The sequence below is a fragment of the Streptomyces sp. NPDC043867 genome, assembly GCF_056435845.1.
Genome location: NZ_JBWKDS010000005.1, coordinates 110,056 through 120,300 on the forward strand (window position 1 = coordinate 110,056; position 10,245 = coordinate 120,300).

The 10,245-nt window shown below is 72.8% G+C and carries 12 protein-coding genes; 8 read left to right on the forward strand and 4 right to left on the reverse strand.

The genetic code is table 11. From position 1 onward, the window contains the following. Nucleotides 1-120: 120 nt before the first annotated feature. From ybaK to AC069T_RS06975, 4 genes are all read right to left on the reverse strand, one after another. Nucleotides 121-621, reverse strand: a complete 501-nt coding sequence (gene ybaK, locus AC069T_RS06960) for a Cys-tRNA(Pro) deacylase (protein ID WP_478781736.1) — start codon at nt 619-621, stop codon at nt 121-123. A gap of 37 nt (nt 622-658) precedes the next feature. Beyond that, nucleotides 659-1,399: an LON peptidase substrate-binding domain-containing protein gene (locus AC069T_RS06965; protein WP_476754033.1), complete on the reverse strand. Its 741-nt coding sequence runs from the start codon at nt 1,397-1,399 to the stop codon at nt 659-661. An 11-nt stretch (nt 1,400-1,410) separates the two neighbouring features. Next, on the reverse strand, nt 1,411-2,451 hold the full coding sequence (locus AC069T_RS06970; RefSeq protein ID WP_478781737.1) for a hypothetical protein: 1,041 nt from the start codon (nt 2,449-2,451) through the stop codon (nt 1,411-1,413). 143 nt (nt 2,452-2,594) lie between these two features. Beyond that, complete coding sequence (locus AC069T_RS06975; RefSeq protein ID WP_478781738.1) at nt 2,595-4,175, reverse strand: oxidoreductase; 1,581 nt, start codon at nt 4,173-4,175, stop codon at nt 2,595-2,597. 209 nt (nt 4,176-4,384) lie between these two features. On the opposite strand from AC069T_RS06975, the gene hisD reads away from it, so the two are divergent. The 8 genes from hisD to hisF are packed head-to-tail and all read left to right on the forward strand — an operon-like array spanning nt 4,385 to nt 10,104. After that, entirely contained in the window at nt 4,385-5,707 is a 1,323-nt protein-coding gene (gene hisD, locus AC069T_RS06980; protein WP_478781739.1) for a histidinol dehydrogenase, read from the forward strand. Then, nucleotides 5,686-6,840, forward strand: coding sequence for a histidinol-phosphate transaminase (locus AC069T_RS06985; protein ID WP_478781740.1), 1,155 nt, complete (start codon nt 5,686-5,688; stop codon nt 6,838-6,840). The genes hisD and AC069T_RS06985 overlap by 22 nt, the downstream gene beginning before the upstream one ends. Next, complete coding sequence (gene hisB / locus AC069T_RS06990) at nt 6,837-7,430, forward strand: imidazoleglycerol-phosphate dehydratase HisB (protein ID WP_478781741.1); 594 nt, start codon at nt 6,837-6,839, stop codon at nt 7,428-7,430. The genes AC069T_RS06985 and hisB overlap by 4 nt, the downstream gene beginning before the upstream one ends. Beyond that, nucleotides 7,427-7,591: a hypothetical protein gene (locus tag AC069T_RS06995; protein ID WP_358852224.1), complete on the forward strand. Its 165-nt coding sequence runs from the start codon at nt 7,427-7,429 to the stop codon at nt 7,589-7,591. The genes hisB and AC069T_RS06995 overlap by 4 nt, the downstream gene beginning before the upstream one ends. Continuing rightward, nucleotides 7,582-8,229 (forward strand): imidazole glycerol phosphate synthase subunit HisH, encoded by a 648-nt coding sequence (gene hisH / locus AC069T_RS07000; RefSeq protein ID WP_478781742.1) that lies wholly within the window; start codon nt 7,582-7,584, stop codon nt 8,227-8,229. Before AC069T_RS06995 ends, hisH begins: the two co-directional genes overlap by 10 nt. Next, a complete protein-coding gene (gene priA, locus AC069T_RS07005) occupies nt 8,229-8,957 on the forward strand; it encodes a bifunctional 1-(5-phosphoribosyl)-5-((5-phosphoribosylamino)methylideneamino)imidazole-4-carboxamide isomerase/phosphoribosylanthranilate isomerase PriA (protein ID WP_478781743.1) in 729 nt (242 codons plus the stop codon). The genes hisH and priA overlap by 1 nt, the downstream gene beginning before the upstream one ends. Further along, entirely contained in the window at nt 8,954-9,352 is a 399-nt protein-coding gene (locus AC069T_RS07010) for a RidA family protein (RefSeq protein ID WP_478781744.1), read from the forward strand. Before priA ends, AC069T_RS07010 begins: the two co-directional genes overlap by 4 nt. Next, nucleotides 9,349-10,104, forward strand: coding sequence for an imidazole glycerol phosphate synthase subunit HisF (hisF, locus tag AC069T_RS07015; RefSeq protein ID WP_478781745.1), 756 nt, complete (start codon nt 9,349-9,351; stop codon nt 10,102-10,104). The genes AC069T_RS07010 and hisF overlap by 4 nt, the downstream gene beginning before the upstream one ends. Nucleotides 10,105-10,245 lie beyond the last annotated feature (141 nt).

The following is a 10,245-nucleotide window of genomic DNA, read 5'->3' on the forward strand; positions in this document are numbered from 1 at the left end:
CCCCTTCCCGTCCCGTTCCCGGGGGCTGCGCCCCCGGACCCCCCTTTCGCGCTGCGCGCTCGTCCTCAAGCGCCGGACGGGCTGAATTTCACCGGCCGGTGGGATCTCACCGGCCGGTGGTCAGGTGCGGGACACGGGGGCCGTCACCGCTTCTGTCAGGGTGGTCAGGGCGTCCGGGGACAGCTCCACCTCCAGGCCTCGGCGGCCGGCCGAGACGCAGATCGTGGCGTGGTGTGCGGCGGAGGCGTCGAGGACCGTGCGGAGCTTCCTGCGCTGGCCGAGGGGGGAGATGCCGCCGCGGACGTATCCCGTGGTGCGCTCGGCCGCCGCGGGGTCCGCCATCGCGGCGCGCTTGCCGCCGACGGCCGTGGCCAGGGCCTTCAGGTCCAGGGAGCCGGCGACGGGGACGACGGCGACCACGAGGGCGCCGTCGACGTCCGCCACGAGGGTCTTGAACACCCGGTCGGGGGAGACGCCCATCGCCTCGGCGGCCTCCTCGCCGTACGAGGGGTGCGCGGGGTCGTGCTCGTAGGCGTGGACCGTGTACGGGACCCCCGCGGCCGTCAGGGCCACCGTGGCCGGGGTGCCGCCGGGCTGCTGCTTCTTCGGCTTCTTCGCCATCGCCTTCTCGGATCCGGGAGACGCGTCGGGAGGGACGTCAGTTCAGACTCGTCGGGCCGCGCGTCAGCTCCGACGCCGGCAGCGACGGCAGATTGCGGATGATCGCCGTCTCGGCGCGCAGCAGGGTCAGCTCGTCGCGCAGGCGCGAGGCGGTGTCCGGCGCCTGGAGCAGCCGCTGCTTCACCGGGATGTCGTGCATCATGGCGGCCGCGACGAGATACGAGACGACGGACGGCTCGTCCGGCAGATCCGCGCCGGTCGTGAGCGAGCGCTCCCGGGCCCCGGCCAGCCGCTTCTGGTACTGCCTGAAGGCCCGCAGCACGCCCTCGGCGAGCGGGCCGGCCTCGTCGCCGGTCTCCTCCTCCAGCTCCTCGAGCTCGGCGGTGAGATACGGGCCCGAGGCCTCCACGGACAGCAGCCGCACCCGGGTGGTCCCGGTGGCCAGCACCTCGAAGCTGCCGTCGGCGCGCTCGCGTATGGTCGCCGCGTCCGCGACGCAGCCCACCTCGTGGAAGGCCGCGGCGGGCTCGTCGCCGAAACCGGCGGCGGGTCCGCGCTCCAGTACGGCGGTCGGATCCGGCATGCCGGGTGCGGTGGGGGCGACCTCGTGGCCGTCGCGGATGGCGACGACGGCGAACCTGCGCGGTTCGTCCTCGGGGGTCTTCAGGAGATCGCGCATCATGGCGCGATAGCGCTCCTCGAAAATGTTCAGGGGAAGCACGAGCCCCGGGAACAGAACCGAGTTCAGCGGGAAGAGCGGGAGCCGGACGGTGGTCACGACGGCAAAGCCTAATGGTCGCCGGAGGCGGCACGTCCGCGCCGCCCACCCTGTGGATGGCCGGAGCGTCCCAAAGAGCCCAGCGGCAGCCCGGCGGCCACCTCCAGCCGGATCCCGTCCCGCAGCTCCAGGAACTGGCCCAGCGGGTCGTCCGAGACCCGGTCCCAGGGGAACGACGTGGCGTACGGGCCGATCCGCCGCAGCTGCTCCAGGGCGTCCTCCCAGCGGCCGAGCGTGACCAGGACGCAGGTCAGGAGGTTGCGGACCTCCGCGGGCCAGGGGTCGGCGGCCGGATGGGCCGCGGACACCCCGATCGCCAGGTCGGCAGCCGTGTCGAGGCGGCGGCGCGGTACCGCGGGCCCGCCGCCCTCGGTCAGGTGGGCGAAGGCGGCCCGCAGCGGCAGCGCCCGCACCAGGGAGCCGGGCAGCGCGTCCTGCGCGGCCCGCTCGGCGAAGTCGAAGCACTCGTGGTGGGAGCCGTACCAGGCGGCCGAGAGGTACTGCAGCGCCGCCACGTGGCAGCCGTAGTGGTGCGGGGAGCGGCGTACGGCCTCACCCCACAGCTTCTCGAACTCGGTGTGCCCGGTGTTCGTGCCGCGGGCGTGGTCGAGCGCGATGCGCCAGGGCACCGGATCGCGCGGGTCGCCCTCGGCGGCGGCGGTGATCAGCGGGGCGGCCTGGCGCAGCAGTTCGGCGCGGGCGGGCGACTCCCAGCCCCGCCGGACCGCGAGTTCGGCCTTGACGAGCAGGGCGTCGGGGTCGTGGGGTGCCGCGGCCCGCCAGGCGCGGAGCCAGGTGTCGCGGGAGCGGGCGAAGACGGCCAGCCGGACGGCGTAGCGGTCGCGGTTCTCCCACTCCGCGGCGTCGCGGGTGGTGGCGAGGAGCTTGGCCGCGGGCCCGTACTCGCCGTGGCCCGCGGCGACGAGCGCCGGCCCGAGCCGCTCGTCGGGCGCGTCGAGGAGCACCTCGTCGTCGGTGGGGAGTCCGGCCGCGAGGCGCGACGTGTTCGTCGCCATCCGGGCGGTACGGAGGAGAGCGCGCAGCAGTGCCATCGTGAACCCATTGAAAACCGCAGGTGGGGACAGGGCCAGGGGGTATCCGGTGACGCTTTCGTAACCGTGTCCCGGTTGCGCGTCCGACGGTCAAGGACGAGTAAAGGATGGGTGGTGCGCCGCTCCCGGGCGTCCGCGGGCGCTCAGTTCCTGCGCAGGGTGCGGGTCGCTCCCGCCGCCACCGTCGTGGCGAGGACCCAGCCCAGCAGGATCACGACCGCGGCCAGCCACTGCCACCCGCCCCGCAGCTGCCAGTAGCCCACCTGGCCCAGGTCGATGACGGGCAGCAGCAGGTCCAGGGCGAACAGCGAGGGGTTCCACGGCGGATGTCCGCCGTCCGTGATCGGCGGATGGCTCGCGTGGGCGAAGGCGAACGAGCCGGCCGCCCAGAGCACCGCCATCCACACGGCGGCCCGGCCGGGCCGGTACCCGTAGGCGACCGTCCAGTCCTGGGCGTACCCCCACAGCTTGCCCGCGAGCGGCAGCGTCTCGCGGCGCCGGCGCTGCTTCTCCAGGAGCACCTCCCGCGCGTCCTCGTCCTCGCCGGAACCGCGCAGCACGGCCGCCAGGCGTTCGTACGGTTCCGGGTTGTACTCGGCGGTCGCCGCGGCCACCCATTCCAGGCGCCGGGTCAGCGGGAACGCGCCCTGCGGCACCAGGTTCTCGTAGCCGAAGCCGCCCATGTGGACGTTGCCGGGGCCGGGCCAGCTGGCCGCCCTGTCGACCAGGTTCACCACCCGCGCGCCCGACAGCACGACCTTGCCGCGCTCCGGCCGCTCCCCGAGGAAGCGCAGCTCGGGCGTCTGCACACGGCGCAGGGAGATCTCCTGGTCGTCCTCCAGGACGAAGCGGGCCTGGTCGAAGTCGACGGCGTCCCCGAAGCGTCCGTCGTCGAGCCGGATGCCGCCCTGGCACACGAACCGCTGGAGCCGGGTGCCGCGCGCCGGGGTGCCCCCGCCGGTCAGCAGCGGATTCCCGACGCCCGCCGGGGTCAGGTACAGCGTGCGCTCGACCGTCAGCTGGGGTGCGTTCAGCGCGAGACGGCCGTAGGGATTGGTCAGCCGGCTGCCGCGCAGGCTGAGCGAGACGCCGACCTGGGCCCCGCGCAGGCTCAGCTCGCCGTGCGACTCCAGCAGCTCGGCCTGCAGGTCCTGGCCGACGCTCATGCCGTCGCCGGTGATCGAGCGCATGCGCCGGTCCCGGTAGACCACGGCCTGGTTGAGCAGCAGGTCGGTGCCGATCCGCGCGTCGGTGAGCCGCACGCCGTTGTGGAAGCGGCAGCGCGGCAGATGGAGGTCGCCCTCGGTGTGCACCCGGGCCGCCTCCAGACGCGGCACCGAGCAGTCGACCAGCCGTACGGTCGTGAACCGGGCCTCCGGCAGCAGGATCTCCTTCTCGAACCGGCACCCCTTCAGCTCCAGGTACGGCTCGATCGTGCCGCCCGCGAGATCGAGCGTGTCCATGATCTGGACGCCGGTCAGCTTCAGGGAGGAGACGCGGCCGTCCAGCGCGGGCGGCCCGTCCAGCAGCAGCCAGGCCACGATCCGCGCCCGTACGCTGCGCTCGGGTCCCCAGGGGTGGCCGCCGTGCGGATCGTCCACGACGGTGTCGCCGCTGCGCAGGTCGTACACGCTGCCGTTGCGGAAGGCCTGCCACATGCCGGCCTCGGCGGCGGTCAGCTCGTCCGGCAGGTCCCCGTTCCTCGCGTCCGCACCCTCGGTCACGTCTCACCCTTCCTTCCCGGCTACCCGCCGGTTTCGTACAACCGTTCAATGCCCGTTCTGTGACGGGCGGAACGCGGGCGGTGACGATGATCTCCCGGGGCGGGCACCGGCCACCGGTTCCGGCCACGGTCCGGCCCGTTGTCCAGGGCTCGTATCAGCCATTGATACGGGCGTCCGGCGCCCGGCGGCGGTCTGAGAGAATTGGCCATGTGATCTCCCGAATCGATCTGCGCGGCGACGCCCTCCCCGAGGGCTCGGCCCTGCGCGACCTGCTGCCCCGAGCCGACTTCGACGTTGCGGCCGCCCTGGAGAAGGTGCGTCCGATCTGCGAGGCCGTGCACCATCGGGGCGACGCGGCGCTGATCGACTACGCGGAGAAGTTCGACGGTGTCCGCCTCGAGTCCGTCCGGGTCCCCGCCCGGGCGCTCGCCGACGCCCTGGAACAGCTCGACCCGGCCGTGCGCGCCGCCCTGGAGGAGTCCGTCCGCCGTGCCCGGCTGGTGCACCGCGCCCAGCGCCGCACCGCGCACACCACCCAGGTCGTGCCCGGTGGCTCGGTCACCGAGAAGTGGGTGCCGGTCGAGCGCGTCGGCCTGTACGCGCCCGGCGGCCGGTCGGTCTACCCGTCCTCCGTGATCATGAACGCGGTCCCGGCGCAGGAGGCCGGTGTCCCGTCCATGGCCCTCGCCTCGCCACCGCAGAAGGAGTTCGGCGGCCTGCCGCACCCCACGATCCTGGCCGCCTGCGCGCTGCTCGGCATCGACGAGGTGTACGCCGCGGGAGGCGCCCAGGCCGTCGCGATGTTCGCCCACGGCACCGAGTCCTGCGCCCCCGCCCGCATGGTCACGGGGCCCGGCAACATCTGGGTCGCCGCCGCCAAGCGGTACTTCACCGGAAAGATCGGCATCGACACCGAGGCCGGTCCCACCGAGATCGCGATCCTCGCCGACGACAGCGCCGACCCGGTGCACGTCGCCTCCGACCTGATCAGCCAGGCCGAGCACGACCCGCTCGCCGCGGCCGTCCTCGTCACCGACTCGGTGGCGCTGGCCGACGCGGTCGAGAAGGAGCTGGCCCCGCAGGTCGCCGCCACCCGGCACGTCGAGGACCGGATCGCCCCCGCGCTGGCGGGCAGGCAGTCCGCGATCGTGCTGGTCGACGGCGTCGAGGAGGGCCTGCGGGTCGTCGACGCGTACGGCGCCGAGCACCTGGAGATCCAGACCGCCGACGCCGCCGCCGTGGCCGGCCGGGTCACCAACGCGGGCGCGATCTTCGTCGGCCCCTGGGCGCCCGTCTCGCTCGGCGACTACTGCGCCGGCTCCAACCACGTGCTGCCCACCGGCGGCTGCGCCTGCCACTCCTCGGGCCTGAGCGTCCAGTCCTTCCTGCGCGGGATCCACATCGTCGACTACACACGCGACGCCCTCGCCGAGGTCGCCCACCACGTCGTGACGCTCGCCGAGGCCGAGGACCTGCCCGCCCACGGCGCCGCGATCAAGGCCCGGTTCGGATGGAAGGTGCCCAGCGAGTGACCGGCATCGACGACCTCCCCGTCCGCGACGAACTGCGCGGCAAGTCCCCCTACGGCGCACCCCAGCTCGACGTGCCCGTGCGGCTGAACACGAACGAGAACCCGTACCCGCTGCCCGAGGCGCTCGTCGAGCGGATCACCGAGCGGGTCCGCGAGGCCGCCCGCGGCCTCAACCGCTACCCCGACCGGGACGCGGTCCAGCTGCGCACCGAGCTGGCCCGGTACCTGACGGACACCGGCGGGTACGCGCTAGGCCCGGAGAACGTGTGGGCGGCCAACGGCTCCAACGAGGTCATCCAGCAGCTGCTGCAGACCTTCGGCGGCCCCGGCCGGACCGCGATCGGCTTCGAGCCCTCGTACTCGATGCACGCGCTCATCGCGCGCGGCACGGGCACGGGCTGGATCTCCGGCCCGCGCAACGAGGACTTCACCATCGACGTGGCCGCCGCCGAACAGGCCGTCGCCGAGAACCGTCCGGACGTCGTCTTCATCACGACCCCGAACAATCCCACCGGCAACTCGGTTCCGCCCGAGACCGTCCTCGCGCTCTACCAGGCCGCGCAGGCGGCGAAGCCGTCCATGGTGGTCGTCGACGAGGCGTACATCGAGTTCAGCCACGGGGCGTCACTGCTCCCGCTGCTCGAAGATCGGCCGAATCTCGTCGTCTCCCGCACGATGTCGAAGGCGTTCGGCGCCGCCGGGCTGCGCCTCGGCTACCTCGCCGCGCACCCCGCGGTCGTGGACGCCGTCCAGCTCGTACGGCTGCCGTACCACCTGTCCGCCGTCACCCAGGCGACCGCGCTGGCCGCCCTGGAGCACACCGACACGCTGCTCGGTTACGTCGAGCAGCTGAAGACCGAGCGGGACCGGCTGGTCGCCGAACTGCGCGCGAGCGGCTACGAGGTCACCGCGTCCGACGCGAACTTCGTCCAGTTCGGGCGGTTCGAGGACGCGCACGACGTCTGGCGGAGGATCCTCGACCGGGGCGTCCTGGTCCGGGACAACGGCGTGCCGGGCTGGCTGCGGGTCTCCGCCGGCACCCCGGCCGAGAACGACGCGTTCCTGGACGCGGTCCGTGAACTACAGAGTCTTGTGGGGGACACCCCCACACCCCCGAAGGAGCAGAGCGCATGAGCCGCGTAGGCCGCGTGGAACGGACGACCAAGGAGACGTCGGTCCTCGTCGAGATCGATCTCGACGGCACCGGCAAGGTCGAGGTGGCGACGGGCGTCGGTTTCTACGACCACATGCTCGACCAGCTCGGCCGCCACGGTCTGTTCGACCTGACCGTGAAGACCGAGGGCGACCTCCACATCGACTCGCACCACACCATCGAGGACACCGCCCTCGCCCTCGGCGCCGCCTTCCGGCAGGCGCTCGGCGACAAGGTGGGCATCTACCGCTTCGGCAACTGCACGGTCCCCCTGGACGAGTCGCTCGCCCAGGTCACCGTCGACCTCTCCGGCCGCCCCTACCTGGTGCACACCGAGCCCGAGAACATGGCGCCGATGATCGGCGAGTACGACACGACGATGACCCGGCACATCCTGGAGTCCTTCGTCGCCCAGGCCCAGATCGCCCTGCACGTGCACGTGCCCTACGGCCGCAACGCGCACCACATCGTGGAGTGCCAGTTCAAGGCTCTGGCCCGCGCCCTGCGGTACGCGAGCGAGCGCGACCCGCGCGCCGCGGGCATCCTCCCCTCCACGAAGGGCGCGCTGTGACCGGCCTGTCGACCCTCCTGATCGTCGTCGGGCTGTTCCTGCTCGGCGGCATCTACTCCTTCGTCAAGCAGCAGATGCCCAAGGGCCTGATCGTGCTGCTCTCCATCGGCGCGGCGATGTGCCTCGTCGCGGGCGTCATGCGGCTGGAGGTGTGGAATTGAGCACCCGCAGGAAGGTCGTCGTCTTCGACTACGGCTTCGGCAACGTCCGGTCCGCCGAGCGGGCCCTCGCCCGCACCGGGGCCGACGTCGAGATCACGCGTGACTTCGACACCGCCATGAACGCCGACGGGCTGCTGGTACCGGGCGTCGGCGCCTTCGCCGCCTGCATGCAGGGTCTGAAGGAGGCGCGCGGCGACTGGATCGTCGGCCGCCGGCTGGCCGGCGGCCGCCCGGTCATGGGCATCTGCGTCGGCATGCAGATCCTCTTCGCCCGCGGCATCGAGCACGGCGTGCAGACCGAGGGCCTGGACGAGTGGCCGGGCGCGGTCGAGCCGCTCCAGGCCGACATCGTGCCCCACATGGGCTGGAACACCGTCGACGCCCCGGCCGGCACGCAGCTCTTCGCGGGCCTCGACACCGACGCGCGCTTCTACTTCGTCCACTCCTACGCCGTCCACGACTGGTCCCTGGAGACCGCGAACCCGGCGCTGCGGGCCCCGCTGGTCACCTGGTCGACCCACGGCAAGCCCTTCGTGGCGGCCGTCGAGAACGGCGCCCTGTGGGCCACGCAGTTCCACCCCGAGAAGTCCGGTGACGCCGGAGCGCAGCTGCTGAACAACTGGATCGGAACCCTCTGATGCCTTCGAAGCTCGAACTCCTCCCCGCCGTCGACGTCCGCGACGGCCAGGCCGTCCGCCTGGTGCACGGCGAGTCCGGGACGGAGACCTCGTACGGCTCCCCGCTGGAGGCCGCCCTCGCCTGGCAGCGCTCGGGCGCGGAATGGCTGCACCTGGTCGACCTGGACGCCGCATTCGGCACCGGCGACAACCGCACGCTGATCGCCGAGGTCGCGAAGGCGATGGACATCAAGGTGGAGCTGTCCGGCGGCATCCGCGACGACGACACCCTCGCCGCCGCCCTGGCCACCGGCTGCACCCGGGTGAACCTCGGCACGGCCGCCCTGGAGACCCCCGAGTGGGTCGCCAAGGTCATCGCCGAGCACGGCGACAAGATCGCGGTCGGTCTCGACGTACGCGGCACGACGCTGCGCGGCCGCGGCTGGACCCGCGACGGCGGCGACCTCTACGAGACGCTGGCGCGCCTCGACTCCGAGGGCTGCGCGCGCTATGTCGTCACCGACATCGCCAAGGACGGCACGCTCCAGGGCCCGAACCTGGAGCTGCTGCGGAACGTGTGCGCCGTGACGGACCGCCCCGTGGTGGCCTCCGGCGGCGTGTCCTCCCTGGACGACCTGCGGGCCATCGCCGAACTCGTGCCGCTCGGTGTCGAGGGCTCGATCGTCGGGAAGGCGCTGTACGCGAAGGCGTTCACCCTGGAAGAGGCCCTGGAGGCGGTTGCCAAGTGAGCGACGTACGACGTGTGAGGACGGGCGCGCCCTGGGAGGAGACCTTCGGGTACTCCCGCGCGGTGCAGCTGCCCAACGGCCTGGTGCTGGTCTCCGGGTGCACCTCCATAGTGGACGGCGAGATCGCCGGAGGCGGTCCGTACGAGCAGACCGTCAACGCCTTCAACGTGGCGTTCGCCGCCCTGAAGGAGCTCGGTCTCGGGTGCGAGGACGTCGTCCGTACGCGGATGTACCTGACGCACGCCCGGGACGTGGAGGACGTCGGGCGCGCGCACAAGGAGCTGTTCGACGCCGTGCGGCCCGCCGCGACCATGCTGATCGTCTCCGGCTTCGTGGACCCCAGTCTGGTCGTCGAGGTCGAGGTGGAGGCGTACCGAGGAGTGTCCGCAGCATGACCCTCGCCGTACGAGTCATTCCCTGCCTGGACGTCGACAACGGCCGGGTCGTGAAGGGCGTCAACTTCCAGAACCTGCGCGACGCGGGCGACCCCGTCGAGATGGCCAAGGTGTACGACGCCGAGGGCGCCGACGAGCTGGCGTTCCTCGACATCACCGCGTCCTCCGGCAACCGCGAGACCACGTACGACGTGGTGCGCCGCACCGCCGAGCAGGTGTTCATCCCGCTGACGGTGGGCGGCGGCGTGCGCACCGCCGAGGACGTGGACAGGCTGCTGCGGGCGGGCGCGGACAAGGTGGGCGTGAACACGGCCGCCATCGCCCGCCCCGACCTCATCCGGGAGATCGCCGAGCGGTTCGGCCGGCAGGTGCTGGTGCTGTCGGTGGACGCGCGCCGCACCGGGACCGGCTCCTTCGAGGTCACCACCCACGGCGGCCGTCAGGGCACCGGCATCGACGCCGTCGAGTGGGCGCACCGGGCCGCGGAGCTGGGCGCGGGCGAGATCCTGCTCAACTCGATGGACGCGGACGGCACGAAGGACGGCTACGACATCGAGATGATCGAGGCCGTCCGCAAGCACGTCACCGTGCCGCTCATCGCCAGCGGGGGAGCGGGCCGGCTGGGGGACTTCCCGCCCGCCGTCGCCGCGGGGGCCGACGCGGTGCTCGCCGCGTCCGTCTTCCACTTCGGTGATCTGCGGATCGGGCAGGTGAAGGACACCCTCCGGGAGGCCGGGCACCCCGTCCGCTGACGGCCGCGCGCCAGGACCTGTCGGACGGGAGCCGTCGCACAGGCCCTCACCTCCCTCGCTTCGGACGACGGCCCGGGAAGGGGGGGGGAGGGGGGGGGGGGGGGGGGGGGGGGGTGGGTTTGGGGGGGGGGGGGGGGGGGA

Excerpts from the sequence above, each read along its gene's own strand:
- priA (WP_478781743.1), top strand. The coding sequence starts at position 8,229 with ATGCCTTCGAAGCTCGAACTCCTCCCCGCCGTCGACGTCCGCGACGGC.
- hisB (WP_478781741.1), top strand. The coding sequence starts at position 6,837 with ATGAGCCGCGTAGGCCGCGTGGAACGGACGACCAAGGAGACGTCGGTC.
- AC069T_RS06985 (WP_478781740.1), top strand. The coding sequence starts at position 5,686 with ATGGAAGGTGCCCAGCGAGTGACCGGCATCGACGACCTCCCCGTCCGC.
- hisF (WP_478781745.1), top strand. The coding sequence starts at position 9,349 with ATGACCCTCGCCGTACGAGTCATTCCCTGCCTGGACGTCGACAACGGC.
- ybaK (WP_478781736.1), bottom strand. The coding sequence starts at position 621 with ATGGCGAAGAAGCCGAAGAAGCAGCAGCCCGGCGGCACCCCGGCCACG.
- AC069T_RS06970 (WP_478781737.1), bottom strand. The coding sequence starts at position 2,451 with ATGGCACTGCTGCGCGCTCTCCTCCGTACCGCCCGGATGGCGACGAAC.